Here is a 20,193-nt window from a genome sequence, read left to right as displayed (position 1 = left end):
CAGTCGGGGGACCCCGAGCGGGTAGGGCACTTCCGGATCATCGGGCGGCTGGGCCGGGGCGGGATGGGCCTGGTGTATCTCGGCCGGTCGCCGAGTGGCCGCGCTGTCGCGGTCAAGGTGATACGGGACGAGCTCGCAGAGGAGCCGAGGTTCCGGTACCGGTTCGTCCGCGAGGTGGCGGCGGCCCGCCGGGTGACCGGCTTCTTCACCGCCGCGGTGGTGGACGCAGACCCAGACCCAGAAGGGATGCCGCCGTGGCTGGCCACCGAGTACGTGCCGGGGATACCCCTGGATGCGGCGGTGGCCAGGCATGGTGCCTGGCCGGAGCGGTCGGTGCTGGCGCTGGGGGCTGCGCTGGCCGAGGCGCTGGAGGCGGTCCACAGCGCCGATGTGGTACACCGGGACCTCAAGCCCTCGAACGTGCTGCTGGCTGCGGATGGCCCGCGAGTGATCGACTTCGGCGTCTCGCTGGCATCCGAGGCCACCACGCTGACACCCACCGGCGTTATCGTCGGAACGCCCGGCTTCATATCGCCCGAGCAACTGGTTGGCGACACAGTGGTAGCGGCCAGTGATGTCTTCGCCCTCGGCGCAGTCCTCGTGTACGCGGCGTCCGGCTCGGGTCCGTTCGGCGGTGGCCATGCCCACGCCCTGAACTACCGGGTCGTCCACGAGGAGCCGGACCTGACCGGCCTCCCGCCCAGGCTCGTCGAGGTCGTAGCCCGCTGTCTGGAGAAGGACCCGACCCGGCGCCCCACCGTTCCCGACCTGGTAACAGAACTGGCCCAGGCCTCGCCGACGAGACAGGCCGACGGCTACTTCGCCACAGACGACTGGCTGCCCGAGCCGGTGGCCGCGGAACTCACACTCCCCGGGAAGCCCGCGCGTGACGCCGTTCCCACCACCTTCCCCGCGACGGCAGCCGACCCGGACTCCCCGCCGTCTGAGCCCATTTCCAGCGGCAGGAAGCACCTGCTCACGCGGGGCCGAGCCCCGGTGGGCCTCGCCGTCACCATCCTCACGGTACTCGCCATCATCGTCACGGCGACGCTCCTCCCCGGCGACACATCCCGCGACAACGACAACCAGAACAACGAGGACCGTCAGACCGAGCGTCCCCGTCAGCCGGCACTAAGTCACCTGTGGACCTACGGACGGGACACGTATTACCCAATGCTGGTCACAGATGGGACCGTCTACTTCGGCCACGGCGTAGAAGAGGAGCCTGGCAAGGTGTATGCCTTGGACGCCAACACCGGGGACCGTCTGTGGGACTACGGTCCGACATCGGGCAACCGCTTCCACCTGACCTCCGCTGAAGGCGTCATCTACTTCAGCTCCGCCAACCTCGACAGCTGGCGCGTCTACGCCGTGGACGCCGACACCGGCAGCCCTCTGTGGGAGTTCACACCGAACAGCCATGTGCAGGTGGGGCCCATCGTGGCTGGTGACACCGTGTACTTCGCCACCTCCGCCCTCGGTACCGAGGAGCGTTTCAAAGGCACCATCTACGCAGTAGACGCCGACACGGGAGAGACGGCGTGGACGAACCTGGTCGGCTTCGTAGACGCACTCGCCGTCGCTGATGGGATTGTCTATTACGGCGGGGTCACCCCTGACGGGCGGTATCCCCATCTCGCCGCCTTGGACGCCAGCACCGGTGACCGGCTGTGGAAGCTTCAGACTAGCGATGACACGGCAGCACTCGCCGTCGCGCACGGCGTCGTCTACACGGCCATGGGAGACGGCCACGCCGGCATGCTGTCCGCGAGGGAGGCCGACACCGGTGAGCAGCTGTGGGAATACCGAGCCGGTCTCGGGGAACCATTGGGGTTCCCGTCCCCGGCGGTCATCGACGGGGTCCTTTACCTCAGCCGGAACAATCTGAGCGAGACAGGGGCTGGCCAGGTACTCGCCGTCAACGCGGAGACCGGCACGGTGCTGTGGAAGAACACGGTCGCCCACGCGAGTTCACCGCCCACCGTCATGGGCGGAACGGTCTATGTGAGTACGGAAAACGGCTATCTGCACCTCCTGGACGCCAGGAACGGTGACGCCCTGGGGAAGCTCCACTTGGCGGACGACCAAGAGTCGTATGCGAGCATTGCAGAGGGAGTGGTCTACTTCAACAGCGGTGACGGGCGCCTGCACGCAGCCACAATCACCCGCAGATCGCGCGATCGTTCACGGGGCGGCCATCGGAGCCGACTCTGGCCCTTCACTACGGGGTTGCCGTCCTTGCCCAGCCGCGCGGCCATCGGGTCCACCGATTTCCGCCGCCCGTCCAGCAGCAAGTTCCGCAGATACGCCTCGCCCCGCCGATGCCGGTCCGCCTGCGCGAACGGCTGGAACAGATTCCAACGGACCGCAGTGAACTCCCCAGGCAACACGCCCAATCAACGACACACTCCATGTCAAACGGACACGCCACCAGCGAAACAACCTGACCAAGCACTACTCAGATGGGAAATCGGGATGGTGAACGAAATGATACTGGACAAGTGATCAGGGGGACAGGTGGGACAGGAGATCGGCTCGATACGCGAGTTGTTTTTCGGCCGAGACGACGCGGAGACTGATCTCCGGGATGGGCTGCTGAAAGGATCGGTGTTTCGGCCAAACTACGCGTACAGAGAGGTACTTGCCGGCCGGAAATCCCTGGTCATCGGCCGAAAGGGCTCGGGAAAGAGCGCCATCTGTCGTCAGCTGGCGACTCCAGAAGGGCACGAGGGCGCGTCGATTCTCGTCACACCGGATGACGCGGCCGGCGACGAGATACGCCGCTTCGAGCTCCAAGGGGTCACCGAGGACACAGCTAAGTCGCTGATATGGCGGTACGTGTTCGCGGTCCACGTGGCGCGTCACCTCGTGACCCACGCCCGCGCCGCGCATGGCTGGCGCCGCCGAACGTCGGTGCGCGCGTTACGCTCGTTCCTGAAGGCGAACGGTGAGTCTGAGGAATCCCGCCTGTATGACAGGCTGATGCGGGGCGCGCGTGGTCTCCAGATGGCCACGCTCTCGCTGAAGGCGTTCGGCTTCGAGGCCGCCCTCGGCATCAACGGCGGCAGCGACGTTACGCAGGACGGGCTGCCGGTGCAGGCGTCGGAGGGGGTGACGGCCAGCAGGCAGTTGGAGGCGGTAGAGAGTGGTGTGGCCGCGGCCTTCGCCGACCTCGGATGCGCGGGCGTCCACAGGCCTCTTCTCTTCCTGGTCGATCAGCTGGAACAGGCGTGGACGTCCGACCGAGAGAGCCACGCCCTCGTCACGGGCTTGCTGCTGGCAGCAAAGCACGTGACAGATCTCTACGGCGGTGCGGTGCGGACCGCGCTGTTCATCCGCTCGGACATCTACGACACGCTGAATTTCAGCGATGGCGACAAGTTCCACAGCGACGAGATTCGCATCACATGGACGCTCGACGGCCTGCGGGACGTCGCCCTAGCACGAGCTCGCGCCAGCCTCGGATCCCGGTTGACTGGCGAGCAGCTGTGGGGGCGGATTTTCCCGCCGACCGTCCGGGGAGAGCCGGTCACCAACTATCTCTTCGGGCGTGCCCTGCCGCGCCCGAGGGACGCGATCCAGTTTCTCAATGCCTGCCAGAGCGTCGCCGCCGAGCGGGACAGCCCTGTCATCACGGAGCACGACGTGTTGGTCGCAGAGGAGCAGTTCTCCCGCTGGAAGCTGCAGGATCTCGCCAAGGAGTATCTGGCCAGTCACCCGTTTCTCCGGTCCCTGTTTTCTCTTTTTCAGAACACTGGATATGTCGTCATGCGTGAGGCGCTGTGCGACCGTTTCGATGCCATCCGAGAGGAGCTGCATCGAGAATTCTCTGCTTACGCTGAGAGTCTGACCGCTCAGGGAATTATCGATGTGCTCTACGGGGTGAGCTTCCTCGGAGTGAAGCGCGGGAGCAACGTCGTTTACGCCGGCGGCAGTGAGGGCCCACCCTTGCCCCATGAAGAGGAGTTCCGGATCCACCCCTGCTTCCGGGTTGCCCTCAACTGTATTGACTCCGTGACGCTCCCCAACTACTCACCCGCTGGGACACGCAACGCCGTAGTTCCCCAGAGCCTTCTCATCCAGACCATCGCGGGCGCCGACACCGCACTGGTAGTGAATCGCGACGAACGAATGCTGCAGGACGTCAATCGGGCCTGCGCGCGGTTGCTGCGCCAGCTGTCCCGGTCCGACCTGCCCGAGCCGACCCGCGAGGAGGTCCAGCGACAGATCGCGAGCGTGGCCGGCGATCACGGCGACCAGCCGGCGGGCGCGGACCGCGCGCTGCGGACCGCGCGCTTCTTCGATGACCTCGCGGCACAGCTGGCCGCTCACGGCTTCAGGGACCGGCCGATCACCCGCCGCTTGGGCGACGAGGCCCAGCTCCTGAACAGGCTGGTCGTCGGCCTGCCGATTCACGGTGGTGGGGATTCGTCAGGGTGACTGGCCCATAGCGAGACGGGCATCGTAGGCAGCCCACCTGCCGGTCTGGTGAAGCGCCGTTCACGTAGCCGGGAGGTGAAAGCGTCGTCCAGTTGCAGTTTCAGTTGCATCCGCTTTCGTTCAGCCGAGCCTACGCCTGATCGCTCAGGTGGTTCCGCAGTAGGTCAGGACACTGATGGTGCACCTGGACACCGGAGCCGGTCAGTCCGGGGTAGCCGAGCGGTTCTTGCAGTCTGGTGCGGTCGTCGGACCCTGCGCGGTGGATCGCGTGCTGATGGCGAGGTTCGCGGTGTCGGTGGTGTAGCGGTGGGGGAGGTCGTTGTGTTTGTCGCGTAGGCAGGGGGCGTTGGGGCCGAGGGTGGTGGTGAGGCGGCGGTGGAAGTCTTCGAGGTCGGTGCGCCAGCGGGGGATGTAGGCCGGGGTGGCGGCGGCGTAGACGTCGATGCGGGTGAAGGCCAGGGCTGCCAGGTCGTGGGCGATGTCGGGGTGGTGGGGCCAGCAGGCGGGGATGACCTGGTGTTCCTGCCAGGCGTAGGTGTCGTTGAGCCAGTAGGCGACCTCGTCCAGCCAGGTCCAGACGGCTGTCGCGAGGGGGTCGGTGAGGGAGGACAGGTCCCAGGGGTGGGGCCCGTTGTCGCCGGGTTCGAGGTGGTCGCGGATCGCGGTGGGGAGTGGAGGCCAGGGGAGGAGGGAGGTCGTCATGGGCGGGCGTGCCAGGTGGTGTGGTGGCGTTCGCGGGTGAGGCGGCGTTGTTCGTGGTGGTGGGTGCGGGTGGCGTCGGCGTGGGTGCGGATGGTGGTGATCTCCTGCTGGATGTCGGGCCAGTCGGGGTGGTCGGTGAGGGCGGGGAGTTCGACGAGGATGGGGGGGAGGTTGCCGGCGAGGAGGAGGGCCTGGCCGGTGGTGGTGTCGAGGTGCTGGATCTGGTGGGCGCGGAGCACGGGTTCGCGGTCGTGGCTGAGGGAGCGGCTGCTGCCGGTGGGGCGGGTGCCGCGCGGGGCCTTGTTGACGGTGGCGGAGGACTTGACGACGTCGGTGGTGCCGCACAGCTCCTGGAGGTCCTTGAGAAGCGCGACGTCGTGGCAGCCTCCGAGGACGAGGGTGTTGTTGGTGATGGCGGCGAGTTCCTTCGCGACGTCGCGGCCGAAGCGGGCCTCGGCCGAGGACCAGCCCTGGACGAGGTAGATGAGGCAGAGTCCGCGGCCGCGGCCGTCGGCGACGCGTTGGCGGAGGGAGGGGATGGGGGCGATGTTCGGGGCTTCGTCAAGGGCGACGACGAGGGGTGGGTCGAGGCGGCGGTGGGGCTTGGTGACGGCGAGGTGTTCGGCGCGGTCCAGGACGTCCTCGGCGATGGCGGTGACGAGCGGGGAGATCGTGGAGTGGGCGCTGTCCTTGCCGAGGAGGTAGAGGGTGCCGCCCGCGTCGAGGAGGGCCTCGATGTCGGTGGCGCGGTCGGGCGGGACGTCGACGGCGTCGACGACCGGCTGGTGGGCGAAGGCGGACAGGGCGTTGGCGAGGGTGGAACGGGTGTTGCCGACGGCTCGCTCGTCGCCGGTCGTGGCGTCCAGCAGGCTCTCCGCCCACCCCGGGCCGGCTCCGGGGTGGTGCTGGAGGATCTGGCGCGGTGCCGGGTCCTCGGGGCGTTTGGCCCAGCGCAGGACGTCGCGCCAGGAGGCGCCGTCGAGCGCGGCCGCGTGGATGAGGCAGGAGAGCCAGGTGCCGGCGAGGTGGCGGTAGTGGGCCGCCCCGTCGTCCTGCCGGCCTGAGGTGCCCCCGGCTGCGGTGCGGGCGCCAGCGATGAACGCCCGGCCGCGGAGCTCGGCGGTCAGGGTGTCCTCGGCGCCGTGGATGGGAGACCAGCGCAGGGGTTCCAGGCCGGGGACGAGTTCCTGGGGGTCGAGGGTGGCGACCGGGCCGCGGCGGCGGCGTGCGTCCAGGGTGAGTTCGACCAGGTCGGGCTTGGTGGAGGTGGCCAGGGCCGGGCCGGGGACGTCGCGGAGGAGGCGGGCGAGGAAGCGGAACGTCTTGCCCGAGCCCATGGGGCCGATGACGCGTAGGGCTTGGTCGTACGGCGAGTACAGCGGCGTGTGGCCGCACTCGGGCCGGGTGGCGTGGCCGAGGAAGTAGCCGAAGTCGGTGGGAGGCGGGGCGGGCGTCGTCGGGTGCAGTCCGGGACGGACCTGGGCGCCGGCACGGCGTACGGCGGCGTCGGAGAGGTGGTCGCGCAGATGGTCCGGGGTGGCGAAGCCGGCGTGTCGGGTGAGGGGGGTGACCCCGGCTCGGGGGAGGCGGGCGCGGTGGGCGCGGAGGATGGCGAGGGCGCAGGTGAGGACCAGGGCGAGGAGGACGAGGGCGAGGAGGAGCGGCCACGGGAGGGGGAAAGGGAGGGGAGGGTGGTGGGTCATGTGCGGAGGGAGGGGGTCGTCATGGCCTGGTCGGTGTCGGTGATCTCAACTTCGAGTGGGGTGCGGAGGTGGTGGACCACCCGGGCTGGTTCGTGGCCGATGCGCAGCACGTGGACTCCTTGGGCGAGCGCGGCGAGTTGGGCGTTGAGCGTGTGCGGGAGCCGGAACTGGCGCAGGGCTTGGGCGGCGTCGTCCTCGCGTGACTGCCGGTAGACGTGGACGATTCCGGCCTCGCGGATCAGCGCCATGGCGTCGGAGTCCTCGGGGATGTCACTGAGGTGGTGGATGACGGTGACGAACGACAGGCCGATGCCCCGGCCGCGCTTGGCGAGGGACCGCAGCACGGATGCGACCTTGTCGAGGCGGGCGGTGTGGTAGCCCTCTTCGAGGATGATCAGCCGTTGCCCGTCGCGGTGGGCCCAGACGGCGGAAAGGAACGTCGCGACCAGGGCCATGACCAGGGAGAGGGCCGGGGAGTCCTCGGGGAGGGCCGAGGTGTCGAAGACGATGAGGGGGGCGTTGAGGTCGACGTCGAGGTCGGTGCTGGTGGTCTGGTCGATGAGCCCTGACAGGTCACCGGTGATGAAGCGTTCGAGATCGAGGGCGAGGTCCAGGCCCCATTCGATGACGGCGCGGCGGGTGACGATGCCGTCGCGCTCCAGGTGCGGGCGGGGGACGGCGCCGCAGGCCGGGTCGTAGAGGGCGGCGACCACGTCGTGCAGCGTTGCGACGCGGTCCTCGTCGCGGGCGCGGCGCAACGCGGTGGCGTGGGCGGTCCGTAGGGCGTACCGCTGGCGGGAGTCGAGGCGGCGCTCGTGGGCGTGTTCGGCGACCATCAGCAGCAGCCGGTCCTGGCCGACGCGGCCGTCGCCGCCGGACTCGGAGGTGGTGGAGATGCGCGGGTCGAGGAGGTTGATGGCGGTGCCGCCGGTGCGGGCGAAGCGCACGGGTACGACGCCGCACTCGGCGGCGGCGCGTTCGTACTCGCCGCGCCCCTGCTGGTTCTTCCGGTCCAGGACGACGACCTGCTTGCCGCAGGCGACCTGGCGGACGCAGTACTGGGTCTTGACCAGGGACGACTTGCCGGAGGAGATGTCGCCGAGGACGAGGACGTTGGGGCTGGTGACGCGGCCCTGGTCGTAGAGCGCGTGCGGGTCGGTGGTGATCGGCTGGCCGGTGGCGAGGTCGATGCCGGTGATGGGGCCGGCGAGGGCCGGGTGGGTGGAGACGATCGCTGGGTTGAGGGCCGCGGCCTGCCGGGTGGAGGTGAAGATCGTCTCGGTGGTGAGTTCGGCGCAGCCGGTTCGCTCGCGCAGGCGGCCACGCGGCCGGGGCCGCGTCGGGGCAGTTGGGGCCGGGGCAGTTGAGGTCGGGGGAGTTGGGGGAGTCGGTTCTTCGTGCGTCATGTCCTGATGCCTCGGGCCATGGGGAGGGTGAGGAGGAGAGCCTGGTGGTGGCGGTGGGTGTGCCAGCGCAGCCGGGTGATGCCGCCCGCCTCCGCGGCGGCGGTCACGCGGACGCGTGCCGCGGCCAGCTCCTGCGGGCTCGGGGCGGACAGGTGGACGCGGATCGCGGGGAACGCGCCGCCGACGACGGGGGTCAGCAGGTCCTCCAGGACGCGCCGGGAGGAGGACATCGCCGCCTCGCTGACGCCGGTGGAGACCTGGCCGCGACGGCGTTCCCCGTGGCGGTCGGCGGTGTCGTAGGTGAGGGCGAGCCGGGCGTGTTCCCTGGCGGGTGCCTTGGGCAGCAGGCGCCACTGGGTCTGGACGGTGCGGATGGTGGCCGGTGAGATGCCGGTGACCAGGTGTTCCATCCACCGTGCGGTCACCGGCTGGAGCGGCCAGGCGTCGCGCGGCACGGAGGCCACCGCGTGGTACCAGGGCCGGCCGGTGCTGGTGCTCGTGCTGGTGGCGCTGCTGGGGCTCAAGCTGGTGCTGATGCTTTCGGTGCGGACCCACTCCTGCCCGGGGACGCGGATCTGGGACCAGCCGTCCGCGACGGTGGTGATGCCGTCCAGCTGGTCGATGGCCCAGTCCGGGTCGTGCAGGTGCCGGATCAGAGCCCCGAGGCGCCGTGGGCCGAGCATGGCGCGCAACGGATGGCCGGCTCGCCCCACACGCGCCACGACGTCGCCCAGCACGTTGAACGTCTCGGCGTACAGCCCGTCGAGGTGGGCCGTCGGCTCGGCGACCCGCTGGGCGATCCGCTCGGCGGCCCGCTGGGCGAGCTGCGGCAGCGGAATGCGGACGGTGGCGAAGCTGCGGTACTCCTCGGTGGTGCCGGCGGCGTAGCCGGCGAGCTGGTGGAGGGAGGAGCGCAGGCGGGGCGGGATGTCGGGGGCGAGCAGGCCGGCCATGTGGGCGCGGTAGGTGTCGGGGTGGACGGGGAGCACGCGGGTGCAGACGTCGAGCTGGTCGACGGGGATGTTGGCGCCGGCCAGCCCGCCCAGCAGGCGTTCGAACTGGTAACCCGCGGTGTTGACCTCCCGCGTGGGCAGGAGGCCGTCACCGCCGCCGGCGATCTCGAAGGTCGCGGTGAGGTGGCCGCTGGCCCACGAGCGGCGACGGTGGTCTCGGTGGTGGACGAGGGCCAGCGGGGCGCCGGGGGTCGACGGCGGCGCGTAGGACAGCACCCGGATGTCGCCGACCTCCCGAGGAAGAGTCAGGCCGGGCACGAAGTCGGGGCGTCGCCGCGCTCCGCCGACCAGGCGCCACGCGACGCGGTCGAGGAGGGCCGCGCCCCAGGAGTCGCCCTCGGCGGTGCGGCGGCGGGCGACGGTCCACGCTCCCGCGCCCACGACGAACCCCGCGACCAGGACGACGAGGGACTGGGTGGAGAGGAGGAGCCCGAGCCACACCAACAGGTACGCCACGACGGCGACCAGCTGCGGCGGCGTGACCGCGCCGAACAGGGAACGGCGCCGGGTCTGGCCACCGAGCACGTACGTACGTTCCACTCCCGGCTTCACCGGCAGGCCTCCTCGGTGTCGTCGTACGTGGGGGAACGGCTGGCGGCAACGGCTGTGTCGGTGCCGCTCTCCCGGGTGTGAGCGCCGTTCGTGCTGAGGTCCTGGGCGGGACCGGCTCGGTCCGGTTCGGGTGTGGCCGGCTCGATGTGCGTCTCAGCGGGTTGTTGCGCCTCGGGCTGGTTGCGGCCCTGATCCGAGGTCTGGCCGCTGCCGGAGCCGTCGCCGGGATCGGCGGGACCGCCGGGATCGGCGGGGGCGTCGTCGCGGTCGGCGCCGTCATCCACGTCGTCGCTGCCGCCGGTGCCCCGGGCGGCGACGATCTGGCTGACGCGGGCTTCGACGTGTCCGATCGCCGACTCCGCCATCTCGCCAGCCGAGGGGGTCCGGACCACGCCCCGCACGTCCGGGTCCATGCCGAGGGCCGACGAGGACGTCAGCGACATCAGCCACATGGCGACGAGTGGGAAGGCGTCGATCATCAGCAGCCCGACCGTCAGGAAGAGCAGGATGCTCAGCCCGTCGTCGCCCGCGTTGCTCGCGTTGCCCGCGTCGCGCTCGCCTCCCGCGATGAGCGCGTCGAAGCTCGTCCAGATGGTGGTGAAGAAGAAGTAGACGAACGACGGCAGCAGCAACAGGCCGCCGAGCAACCCGACCAGGCGCCGCAGCATGCCGGACCACGGCGGGTACACCCAGGCCACCAGGGCGAGCGGTACGAGCAGGGCGCCCAGGTGCAGCCCCCACTGCGCGACGGCCATCTCGATCAACGTCACCAGGCCCAGGCACAGGATGAACAGGAGCAGCAGCAGGGCCAGGACCGTTCCGCCGAACGCTCCCCAGTCGCCGGCCTTCTCGGTGAGGAGCTCCATCAGGCCCTCGACCGCGCTGCCCGCGTGCGCCTGGCCCTCCTCGGCGAAGGAGCGTGCCAGCTCGTGGGCCGCCACCTGCACGGTCAGCAGGATCGGCGGTCCGGCGGAGATCAGGGGGACGACGAAGACCAGGCGCCAGCCGGACTGCCGGAACAGGTCGGTCGCGCTCGCCGAGGAGCCGGAGGCGGCGAGGCGGGCGGTGATCCAGACCAGCAGGAACGCCAGCAGGAGGAGGGACAGCCCGAAGCTGGTGGCGTACTGGGAGGACCACCACCGCTGGTCGAAGGCGGGCGTGGACACGCGCCCGCCCAGCGCCTGGATGTGGGAGAGGAGGCTGACGGTCGACTCCGCCATGCCCGTGACCCACTGCTCGATGAAGTCGTCGGGAACGACCTCCTCCAGGGCCGCCACCGCCTCCTCGGCCGTGGCGCGCTGGGCGTCGCCGATCTTGCCGTAGAGCCAGTTGACGCCGGGGATGTCGTTGAGCGTCGAGCACGCCCACTCGCCCAGCAGCGCCTCTTCGCACTCGCTGTCGCTGTTCTGCGTCACGAGGTCCCTCACGGCCTGACCACCGCCGGGCGTTCCTCGCTCGCGTCGGCGAAGGCGTGCCAGCCCTCGCCCAGCAGCGCCGCCCGCTCCCGCAGCGTCGTCGCCGGCTCTCCCGCGTCGGGCGGGGTGACGGGCGCGTCGAACGGCCCGCGCGTCAGCTCGCCGACGCGCCAGTCGCCGGCGTGCCAGCGCAGCTCGGCGCGTCCCATCTGCCATCGGGTGCGCACCTCGGACCCGGACCCGATCCCGGACCCGGCTGCGTCCGCAGCGCCGTCCGCCACGGCGCCGAGGAGACACGGCATCCAGTAGTCCACCGTCGCGCGCCGCGCGCTGAAGCTCTCGACGCGGTAGGCGCCCAGCTCCGGGTGGCAGACGGAGACGAACCGGCTCGTCGTCGAGACCCCGCCGTCCGCTCCGTCCGCTCCGTCCATGAGGCGTCCCGTGGCCGTGAGGCGGTGGCGGGCGCGGAAGTCGGAGGCGGCCTGGTCGAGGTCGGTGGTGGCGGGTGGTCGCAGCATCGCGTCGCGCACGTAGGCCGACCGGTCCGCGGAGGTCATCCGTTGGACGACGAGAACGGAGGCGGCGAACGACGCACCCGCCTCCACGGCCCCGGCCCGCGAGCGGGGGAAGCCACGGGGCAGCCCGGACACGCTGCGCGTCGCCAGCGAGGCGGCGGCGGTGGCCGTGCCGCGGCGCAACGCCGGGTCAGCGGTCGGCGACTGACCGCCGCTACGGTCCTCCGACCGTGGGCGGTCGGCGTCGGTGACCAGCGTGAGGGCTGCCGGCAGGAGCAGCACGACGCCCCCGAGCGTCGCGGCCAGCATCAGGCGGCGGCGCCACCGGCCCAGGCGGGCTCGCGAGCCGCCGCCGGAGGCGCCACTGGCGGGCGGGGCGGGCTGGTAGTCGATGTGGACGTTCACCGGATCACGCACCCGCCGATCACGCGCTGACCAGGATCGCGAACACGACCGGAAGGGAGGCCATGCCGATCGTGGCGGCGCCGACCCGCACCAGTTCGGCGCGCGTCTCGTCCAAGTCTCCGGCGATTCCCTGCCGCTTGGACCGGCCGACGCGGGCAATGGCCTCCACCAGGAAGTACGCGCAGACGAAGAACCCGATGATCCAGGCCAGGGCCAGGAACATCCCGAACTTCGACTCCAGCAGCGGCGCGAACGGTCCGAAGCTCGGCCGGACCCCGTCGAACGGGTTGAAGTCCTCAGCGCGACGCACGGTTCCCCCGCCCTTCCCGTCCCGCCTGCGCTTCGCGTTCCGGCGAGAGCGCGGAGGCCATGGCGGCGCAGGCGTACAGCCAGGCCGTGTGCGTGGCCGGGGACAGCCGCGTGTAGTCGAGCTGTCCGCCGCCGGCGAGCGCCGGTTCGTAGGGGATCGGCAGCACGGCGCGGCACCGCTTGGCGAACGTCTCCAGCAGGAACGTCCGCAGCTTGGCGTCCGGGCCGGGGCCGGGGTCGCACACGAGGGCCACCCCGCGATGCCGGAGCGTTCCCGGCTCGACGACGTGCTGCTCGGCGAGGTCGGCCGTCCACAGCGCCGCCGATGCCGCGTCCTCCCGCACGGTCGTCGTGATCACGACCAGGTCGGCCCGCTGAACGGCGGCCACCCAGGTCGAGGACCGTGGGTTGTTGCCCGTGTCGACGAGGACGAGGCGGTAGTGCCGCCGGAGCAGCGCGTGAAGCCGTTGGAAGGAGGGGCCGTCGAGCTGCCCGGTGAGGTCCGGGCGCTCGTCACTGGCGAGAACGTCGAACTGGGCGGGCCCCTGTCCCCGGACGTACTGGCCGAGATCGCCCAGGGACGTCGCCGCGTCCGCGTCCTGGAACGGTTCCAGGGCTGCCGCGAGGTCGCGCACGGTGTTGCCGTGTGCTGCGGGCAGGGCACGCTCGCCGAGCGTGCCGCGCGTCTCGTTGCCGTCGATCGCCACCACGCCTCCGCCCCGGTGGACGCCGAAGGTACGCGCCGCCATCAGCGTGGCGGTGGTCTTGAACGCGCCGCCCTTCGGGTTCACGAACGCGATGGTGCGGGGCCCGCCGAAGGTCATCTGGACGGCGCGCAGCGCCGTGTTCCACCGCTGCTCGGCGGGGGAGACGGCGGGTGACACGCGCCCGCCGGTCCAACGGCGAACCCTCCCCCGCCACCCCCAGCGCGGCGCCGCTGCCGGGGCCTGTTGCCGCAGCGAGGCCGTGAACGCGGTGTGGGTGGCGGCCGACGGCCCAGCTGGTCGTTCGGCCCTCTCCGCGGTCTCACCGGCTGGAGGGGGCGGAGCGGCAGGACCCGGCGCCGGCGCGTTGCGCGGGGCGGGCGAGCCGAGCCGGCTCGCCCCCGAGGCGCGGAACGACGCCTCCGTCAGCGGCTCCTCAACCTCAGGCACCACGGCCTCCTCGCGCAGCGAGCCATCGCTCACGCGGACCAACCATCAACAACAACTGACGACCCGCCACATCCACTCCTTGCAACCGAAAGGATCATTCACGTACGTTTTCGGCCGCGACGATATGGCACGGAAGCTCACAAACAACGCATGTTTCGTACGTCCAAGGAGGGCGCGTCCGAGTGAATCGCCGAACGAGCGATCGACGGCCGTAACGCTCATGAACCACGGCCGCTGCCTCGTCCCTCTGCTCGTGGGCCCGTTCGCCACGCTCGCCCTCGTCGTCGCCGCCAGTCCCGGCGATCCCTCGGCCGCCGTGGGCAGCCCTGCCCAACTCGCCGACGACGCGCTCGTTCCGGACGCCTACCGCCCGCTCGTCGAGGCCGCCGCCCAGCGCTGCGCCGAGATCAGCGCCCCGCTGCTGGCGGCCCAGATCCACGCCGAGTCGACCTGGGACCCGCGACAGGTCTCCCACCGGGGCGCAAGAGGGCTGGCCCAGTTCACCAACGACACGTGGAGCCAGTGGGGTCGCGACGCGGACGGCGACGGCCGCAGCTCGCCCCACGACCCGGCCGACGCCATCGACGCGCAGGCGCGCTACCTGTGCCACCTGGTCGACGAGCTGTCCGACGTGCCCGGCGACCCGATCGCCAACGCCCTCGCCGGCTACCACGCCGGCCCCCACGCGATCCGCTCACACGGCGGCATCCCACCAGCCCAGGCGACACGGGACTACGTGGCGCGTGTGAACGCCCTCATCCCCCGCTACCAGGCCACCCACGCCTCGACCGACTGCACCTTCGCCCTCTCCCGCCCCAACCCCCGCACCTGCCAGGAGGCCATCGCCGCAGCCCGCCGGGAGGCTCGCTCCGGCGACCTCGACTGGCACCGGCTGTGCCTGGCGTTCGTCGCGGAGGCGTACGGCTGGCGCGCCTCCGGCGAGGCAACGGCCAACGCCGCCTGGAACCGCATGCTCGCCACCGGCCTCGCCCACCACGACGACCCCCATCCACCGGCCGGCGCCCTGCTGTTCTACGCCACCGACGACGAGGCCGGGCACGTCGCGCTCCACCTGGGCGGCGGCGAGGTCGCGACCAACGACATCGTCATCGACGGACGCATCGACATCGTCCCGCTCGACGACCTGACCGAAGGCCGATGGAATCTGACCTACCGCGGCTGGGCACCACCCGAGTTCCCCCAGGCCGCAGCCGGCGCGAGCCGCGTGGGCTGACGATCACCCGCTCCGCCTTCCCGCTTCTCCTCGCGTCTGCCGCCGTCTGAGGTATGCCATCGCCACGTCGCCCGCCCCTCTGTGGTAATCAGGGCACCACTGCGGTTCAGGCCGCCTCCGTAGGGAGTAGGGAGAGCAGCGATGTCCACCGCCATTCACGGCGACAGTGACAGGCGTCAGAGGACGCTCGCCGAGAAGTTGCAATGGCTCCGGGAGATGAGGGCCCCCCGAGGCGAGCAACCCATCTCCTACGAGGCGACAGCGCGCCGCGTCACCGAACTGACGGGGGTCAGCATCTCGGGACCATACTTCTGGGAGCTCGCCACGGGCAGGACGACCAACCCCAAGCTTCACCATCTCCAAGCCCTCGCCGGCTATTTCCACGTGCCCGTCGCCTATCTCGCCGACGACGGCGCCGACTTCCGGCAGCTCGAAGCCGAACTCGAACTGCTTCACACCCTCACGTGGCAGGACGTCCGCAGAATCGAACTCCATGGGGCTGCCACGGGCCCCGGCGCCGATCTTCCCACCATCCAGCGGCTGCTCAGCAAGCTAAGGGTTCTAGAAGGCTTCGCAGACGACGAGACTCGCGAGACCGCTCTGCGCCTCACCGCCCTACCCCCCCAGCAGCGTGCAGCCTTCCGGCCGGTCCTCGACGACGAGGAACTCCTCCAGGCACTCGAGAGCGAGCACGTCCGCCAGCTCGCCCGAATGGCCGCCTGCCTCACCAGCGAACAACTGACCGCGGCCACGGAGATCATCGACCAGTCGGATCTTCTGAACGGCCTTCGACGGGACGACGTTCGGGAACTTGCTCGGGCCGCCTCCGATCTCTCTGTTGCGAGCCGACGGGCCGTCCTGGCACTGATCAAGCATCTCCGCGACGTAGAGAATCGACCTGACGGTTAGCCGGCGTGTCCGTTACCCGGCGAAGTCCTCATTGATCCTTCCGTCGGATCAACATCCAGTCCAAGGGCCGCTGCAATAAGGATCGGAGACAAACTCGGCATCAACCAGCAGGCGGCGGTCAGCGTCTCGCGGTCCCGCTGCCCTGTCCGGTCTCCTGAGTAGAGAGGGACAGCGGAACAACCGTCCTCGGCGGCCACGCCGCCATTCGTGATGAGTACGAGCGTCACACCCGCATCCTCATCCACCCGTAGCCACCCCGCGGACACACTGCTCTGTTCGCCAGCCGCCATCACTCGCATCCAAGCTCTGCCGAGAGCAGGTCGATCACCGCATGGTTCCTTGCATTGACTCGGAACATATCCAGCGGATGAATCGAAGTCAATTCATCCGCTGGCGGCCGTGAGGGCGTGACTCGCTCCGTCGGTCTGGAGTCATCTCAATGGACCGTTTCGTCAGCTTGAAGAATGGGCCTTACTCTCCTTCCGATCAGTTTGACAGACGGATGTTCTTTAATCCTATTCTGATAGTCGCGAAAGGTGCAGAACCGCATCAAGCAGAGTAGGACCGTCAGGCGAAGAGACTCTGCCAGCCAGTAGAGTTCCGTGCTTGACGCTCCAGGACCTTGGCCTTTGTCATGATGTACCATTCTGTTTCGGGTCTTTGTCACGGCCTTGGCCCACTGCTGAACATCGCAGTCGAGAATGCCTGCAAGGCTGCCAAACTCGGCGAGCTCTTTGAGGCGGTCGCGGAGCCGGGGTTCATTCGAGAACGAAAGCTGTTGGCTGAGCCACGATTGATAGTTCTTGGGCACATGGCGAACCAGCATCTTCTTGAAGGCCTTGTACTCGGCCGCTGGTCGGATTTCATTCGGGAACTCCATCCTGTGGAGCGTCTCCGCCGCAGAGACCGTGTTAAAGAATTTGTTCTCGACGTACATTCCTCTGTAAATCGGGGAGAGTGCTAGTCCCAGGACAATCTTGTGGCTGCGCATGAAGTTGAGCCAGTTCGCCACTGCGGGCAATCCGCCAATATCGCTCAGGCCAACCAAGATGCGCCGTGCTTTACGCTGCAGGCTGGCAGGGTCTGCGGACGGCTGCTCGTACAGATGAACGATGGGTTGTGGCTTCGACTTTTCGTCGTCCTCCTCTATCGGGATGCGCAGGGTGATCTGGCTGGGAACCGAAGCTGAATCAGTCGTGGCGGAGATTAGATCCTGCAGAATTGATATATCACCTCGCACGATGGCGAAGTCGACGGGGTTGTCGTAGATGATCCTAAGTGAGTAGTCTTGCTCGAATCCAGGCTTCTGGGCACCCCCAAGAACTTTCCAGGACGGGGAAAGGGACACTTTGCAGCCGTCCGCAGGGTGCTCCTCTGTGCGAGGAGGCGTCAATGTGAGAACCGCCTGTGTGATTGCACGAGTCTCGTTGTCGTACGAGAGCTCGCGTGATACGGCCGACTTACCCACCCAGTCGTACAGATTGCTGAATCTAATGATGGCCTCGGTGAATCCCTGGCCATCTGGGCGAAGTAGGGCATGGCCCGCAAAGGTGGCATCGGATCTGTAATCTTCCCGAGGGAACCCGGGGGATTCGACTCGGAATCCTGTGCGACTGCACTCTGTCAAGGTAATGAAGCGCTTCCCTGCGACGCCATGAATTGTGGAGACTTGCATCTCATCGCCTGTATCCACGCCGAGTTCAGAATTGGAGAAAGTGCCAATCAGGGAAAGCTTCGTCCCCTTCGCGGGATCGAACGAAATCCTGCCAGCGACTTGGTTGTCATCCCGGCCGGGCAACCAGAAGAGGCCATCACTTTCGAATTTATCCAACGCTGTCTCCATCGATCTCAGACTATGCGTACGTCGATGATATGGGAAAAAGGGGGCTATCTCTAGTCGTTGTAGACCGTTTCCTACGTGGTGAGGCAGCGGAGTTTTTTTATAGCCAGGCAGTGATGGCGAGAAAGGGGCGGGTAGTTGTCAGGGTTGGGTTCGTCGTGAGGGAAGAAGGCGGCGATAGCCCGTCAGTCAGGAAATCGTGCACTCGGTCACCTACCTGTGCCCTCAGAATCAGAAACTTCCCGTAGTCCCTGCATGGGGATAGCTATCACCGCCATGTCCGATTGGCAGATGTTGAGTCCGTCTCACGAACGTGTATAACGCCACTTGGCCGATCACGGTAACGGTGCAGGGTGGGGCTCTACCAGAGGTCCAGGTCTTCCAGCAGCGCGGCGGCCGGGGACATGACGGGGGTGGGGGTGGTGGTGAGCAGGTCGTTGGGGAGGGGGAGCTTGCGGGTGAGGCGGATGAGTTCGCGCCAGCGGAGTGCTGCCTCCCAGTGGGTGCGGAGGAGGGCGAGTGGGCGGGCGAGGCCGTCGAGGGTGGCGTGGGCGAGGGCGTCGAGGTGGCGGCCGTCGGCCAGGAGGCGGCGGGCGGTGGCTGGGCCGATGCCGGGTACGCCGGGGATGTTGTCGGCTGGGTCGCCGGTCAGGGCGCGGTAGTCGGGCCACTGGGCTGGGGTGACGCTGTAGCGCGCGGTGACGTCGGCGGCGTGGAGGAAGCGGCGGTCGGCGGCCAGTTGGGTGTTGAGCAGGCGCAGGCCGGGTGTGTCGAGGAGTTGGAAGAGGTCCTTGTCGCCGGACATGACGACGGTCGGGCGGTGGGCGTCGGCGGCCTGGGTGGCGAGGGTGGCGAGGACGTCGTCGCCTTCGGCGCCGGGGTGTTCCAGCCAGCGGATGCCGGCGTGGTCGAGGAGGCGTCTGATCGGGGGGAGGGAGTGGATGGGGGTGTGGTCGGCGTCGGTCCGATTGGCCTTGTAGGTGGGGTCGGTGGTCCTGCGCGCGGCGGAGCCGTCCTCGGCGTCGAAGACGACGAGGGTCTCGTGGTCGGGGCAGTGTTCGCGGTGGGCCTTGCGCAGCAGGGCGGCGAAGCCGAAGACGCCGGTCAGGTCGCGTTCGCCGTCGCGGCTGTGAATGCGGGTGGGGAAGCCGAACCAGGCCCGGTAGAGCAGGTGGTGTCCGTCGATCAGGAGCAGCGGGGCGGGGGCGGTCATGCGGGGTCCTCTCGGCAGCTGGTGGTGCTCGCCCGCGCCGGTGACCGCGACGCCCGGGTGCCCGTTGCCGGACGGTCAGGGAGTCTAGCGGCGGGCCGGGGACGAAGGGGGCCAGAAGCGGCGCAGGAGGGCGGCGAGGTGTGCCGAGGCGTCGCGTTCGGCGTGGACGCGGGCGAAGGCGGCGCGGCGGAGGGTGGCGCGTTCGTGGTCGGGGAGGTCGAGGGCCTGGCTGAGGGCGGTGGTGAGGGCGCCTGGGTCGGTCGGGTCGTACAGCAGGCCGTTGGAGCGGTGGGTGATCTGCTCGGGGAAGCCGTGGCTGGCGGGGGCGACGACGACGGCGCCGCCGTGCCGGGCCCACAGCGCCGTCTCGAAGACGACGTTGGCCAGGGTCTCGCCGCGCGAGGGGCAGGCCATGGCGTACGTGGTCGGCAGGGCCGCGAGGGCTCGGGGCAGGGCGCGCGTGAAGCGGTCGACGACGGTGGCGCGCAGGCCCGCGGAGGCGATGCGGGACCGGTAGTCGGCGAGGAGTGCGTCCTGGCCGGGCGAGGGAACGACGATGGCGGCCAGGTGGGCGTCGTCGCGGAGCGGGGCGAGGGCGTCGATGAGCAGGTCCACGCCCTTGGTGGGGTCGGTGCGGGCGATCGTGGCGACGAGGGGTCGATCGGTGGGGACGCCGAAGCGGGCGGCGTGGGCGCGGGCCTCGGCGGGGGTGGGTGGCCGGAGGTCGCGGGCGTGGAGGTCGAGTCCCGATGGCCAGCTGACGAGGCGGTCGGCGTCGACGCCGTAGGCGGTGACGAGGTGACGGCTGAGGAAGACGCCGATGTCGGCGACGTGCACCCGGCGGTCGTCGTGGGCGACGTGGAGGCCGTCGTGTTCCCAGGCGACGCGGCCGGGGTCGGGCTCGGGGTGTTCGACGACGCGCGCGGTGCTGAACATCGCCAGCAGGATCTCGGCGTTGTCGGGGAGGCCACGGTCGAGGGCGGATCGGGCAAGGCCGGCGAAGGGGGTGTCGATGCCGATGGCGAGGACGCGGGAGTGGCGGGAGGCGAGGTCGGCGACGACGCGGGCCGCCTCCGCGCAGAGGCGCCGCCAGGTCGCCGTGTGCCACAGGCCGCGCCGGGTGTCGTACGGGAGCGGGATGACGTCGCCGCCGAGCGCTTCGACCACCGCGCGGGTGCGGCGGAGACGGTGGGGCTCGTAGTTCCAGGTGTCCGGCCCGGGCTCGGGGAAGGCGAGGTACGGGGTGAACGGACCGAGCTCGCGGCTCAGGCGGGCGTGGTGGCGGCGGAGCACGGAGAGGAAGGTCCTGGTCTGGCGGCCGATGCCGTTGGTGCAGTTGGCGACGCCGTTGAAGGTGCAGTACAGCAACGCGTTCGCGTTCAT

General features: G+C 69.5%; 14 protein-coding genes and 2 pseudogenes. 4 read left to right on the top strand and 12 right to left on the bottom strand.

The window, feature by feature from the left end; genetic code table 11:
* Window positions 1-63 precede the first annotated feature (63 nt).
* Window positions 64-2,151 (top strand): annotated as a pseudogene (locus ACTWP5_RS15605) (outer membrane protein assembly factor BamB family protein); the annotation flags it as partial.
* Between the two features lie 77 nt (window positions 2,152-2,228).
* On the opposite strand, the pseudogene ACTWP5_RS15600 reads toward ACTWP5_RS15605, so the two are convergent.
* A pseudogene (locus ACTWP5_RS15600) lies at window positions 2,229-2,390 on the bottom strand (transposase); the annotation flags it as partial.
* Window positions 2,391-2,517: 127 nt separating this feature from the next.
* Between ACTWP5_RS15600 and ACTWP5_RS15595 the strand changes: the two are divergent.
* Window positions 2,518-4,440 (top strand): P-loop ATPase, Sll1717 family, encoded by a 1,923-nt coding sequence (locus ACTWP5_RS15595; protein WP_443221544.1) that lies wholly within the window; start codon window positions 2,518-2,520, stop codon window positions 4,438-4,440.
* Window positions 4,441-4,641: 201 nt separating this feature from the next.
* Here ACTWP5_RS15595 and ACTWP5_RS15590 read toward each other — a convergent pair whose 3' ends face one another.
* From ACTWP5_RS15590 to ACTWP5_RS15555, 8 genes are read right to left on the bottom strand one after another with little or no spacing between them, the layout of a single operon-like run.
* A complete protein-coding gene (locus ACTWP5_RS15590) occupies window positions 4,642-5,142 on the bottom strand; it encodes a hypothetical protein (protein ID WP_443221543.1) in 501 nt (166 codons plus the stop codon).
* Entirely contained in the window at window positions 5,139-6,845 is a 1,707-nt protein-coding gene (locus ACTWP5_RS15585; RefSeq protein ID WP_443221542.1) for a type IV secretory system conjugative DNA transfer family protein, read from the bottom strand. Before ACTWP5_RS15585 ends, ACTWP5_RS15590 begins: the two co-directional genes overlap by 4 nt.
* On the bottom strand, window positions 6,842-8,251 hold the full coding sequence (locus ACTWP5_RS15580) for a hypothetical protein (protein WP_443221541.1): 1,410 nt from the start codon (window positions 8,249-8,251) through the stop codon (window positions 6,842-6,844). Before ACTWP5_RS15580 ends, ACTWP5_RS15585 begins: the two co-directional genes overlap by 4 nt.
* Entirely contained in the window at window positions 8,248-9,816 is a 1,569-nt protein-coding gene (locus ACTWP5_RS15575) for a hypothetical protein (RefSeq protein ID WP_443221540.1), read from the bottom strand. The genes ACTWP5_RS15580 and ACTWP5_RS15575 overlap by 4 nt, the downstream gene beginning before the upstream one ends.
* Window positions 9,813-11,231, bottom strand: a complete 1,419-nt coding sequence (locus tag ACTWP5_RS15570; RefSeq protein ID WP_443221539.1) for a hypothetical protein — start codon at window positions 11,229-11,231, stop codon at window positions 9,813-9,815. The genes ACTWP5_RS15575 and ACTWP5_RS15570 overlap by 4 nt, the downstream gene beginning before the upstream one ends.
* An 8-nt stretch (window positions 11,232-11,239) precedes the next feature.
* Window positions 11,240-12,163 (bottom strand): hypothetical protein, encoded by a 924-nt coding sequence (locus ACTWP5_RS15565; protein ID WP_443221538.1) that lies wholly within the window; start codon window positions 12,161-12,163, stop codon window positions 11,240-11,242.
* Between the two features lie 7 nt (window positions 12,164-12,170).
* Window positions 12,171-12,461: a hypothetical protein gene (locus ACTWP5_RS15560; protein ID WP_443221537.1), complete on the bottom strand. Its 291-nt coding sequence runs from the start codon at window positions 12,459-12,461 to the stop codon at window positions 12,171-12,173.
* Window positions 12,448-13,614 carry a MinD/ParA family ATP-binding protein gene (locus tag ACTWP5_RS15555; protein ID WP_443221536.1) on the bottom strand — a complete coding sequence of 389 codons (1,167 nt, stop codon included), beginning with the start codon at window positions 13,612-13,614 and terminating at the stop codon, window positions 12,448-12,450. The genes ACTWP5_RS15560 and ACTWP5_RS15555 overlap by 14 nt, the downstream gene beginning before the upstream one ends.
* 220 nt (window positions 13,615-13,834) lie before the next feature.
* Here ACTWP5_RS15555 and ACTWP5_RS15550 point away from each other — a divergent pair, with 220 nt between their 5' ends.
* Together ACTWP5_RS15550 and ACTWP5_RS15545 are read left to right on the top strand one after the other, a co-directional pair.
* Window positions 13,835-14,848, top strand: a complete 1,014-nt coding sequence (locus ACTWP5_RS15550) for a lytic transglycosylase domain-containing protein (protein ID WP_443221535.1) — start codon at window positions 13,835-13,837, stop codon at window positions 14,846-14,848.
* Window positions 14,849-14,989: 141 nt separating this feature from the next.
* On the top strand, window positions 14,990-15,757 hold the full coding sequence (locus ACTWP5_RS15545; RefSeq protein WP_443221534.1) for a hypothetical protein: 768 nt from the start codon (window positions 14,990-14,992) through the stop codon (window positions 15,755-15,757).
* 436 nt (window positions 15,758-16,193) lie between these two features.
* Here the strand turns inward: ACTWP5_RS15545 and ACTWP5_RS15540 are convergent, their stop codons facing one another.
* The 3 genes from ACTWP5_RS15540 to ACTWP5_RS15530 all read right to left on the bottom strand — a co-directional run bounded on the left by ACTWP5_RS15540 (window position 16,194) and on the right by ACTWP5_RS15530 (window position 20,193).
* Window positions 16,194-17,600, bottom strand: coding sequence for an ApeA N-terminal domain 1-containing protein (locus ACTWP5_RS15540; RefSeq protein WP_443221533.1), 1,407 nt, complete (start codon window positions 17,598-17,600; stop codon window positions 16,194-16,196).
* A 358-nt stretch (window positions 17,601-17,958) separates the two neighbouring features.
* Entirely contained in the window at window positions 17,959-18,810 is an 852-nt protein-coding gene (locus tag ACTWP5_RS15535; protein ID WP_443221532.1) for a 5'-3' exonuclease, read from the bottom strand.
* 84 nt (window positions 18,811-18,894) lie between these two features.
* Window positions 18,895-20,193: a glycosyltransferase family 4 protein gene (locus ACTWP5_RS15530; protein WP_443221531.1), complete on the bottom strand. Its 1,299-nt coding sequence runs from the start codon at window positions 20,191-20,193 to the stop codon at window positions 18,895-18,897.

The organism is Streptomyces sp. 4N509B, assembly GCF_052245655.1.
GTDB lineage: Bacteria > Actinomycetota > Actinomycetes > Streptomycetales > Streptomycetaceae > Streptomyces.
Note: the sequence above shows the minus strand (reverse complement) of the source record. Positions and strands in the feature narration are given on the sequence as shown.

Coding starts and splice junctions, on each gene's coding strand:
- ACTWP5_RS15580 (WP_443221541.1), bottom strand. CDS start 8,251: ATGACGCACGAAGAACCGACTCCCCCAACTCCCCCGACCTCAACTGCC.
- ACTWP5_RS15585 (WP_443221542.1), bottom strand. CDS start 6,845: ATGACCCACCACCCTCCCCTCCCTTTCCCCCTCCCGTGGCCGCTCCTC.
- ACTWP5_RS15550 (WP_443221535.1), top strand. CDS start 13,835: ATGAACCACGGCCGCTGCCTCGTCCCTCTGCTCGTGGGCCCGTTCGCC.
- ACTWP5_RS15545 (WP_443221534.1), top strand. CDS start 14,990: ATGTCCACCGCCATTCACGGCGACAGTGACAGGCGTCAGAGGACGCTC.
- ACTWP5_RS15535 (WP_443221532.1), bottom strand. CDS start 18,810: ATGACCGCCCCCGCCCCGCTGCTCCTGATCGACGGACACCACCTGCTC.
- ACTWP5_RS15540 (WP_443221533.1), bottom strand. CDS start 17,600: ATGGAGACAGCGTTGGATAAATTCGAAAGTGATGGCCTCTTCTGGTTG.
- ACTWP5_RS15590 (WP_443221543.1), bottom strand. CDS start 5,142: ATGACGACCTCCCTCCTCCCCTGGCCTCCACTCCCCACCGCGATCCGC.
- ACTWP5_RS15530 (WP_443221531.1), bottom strand. CDS start 20,193: ATGAACGCGAACGCGTTGCTGTACTGCACCTTCAACGGCGTCGCCAAC.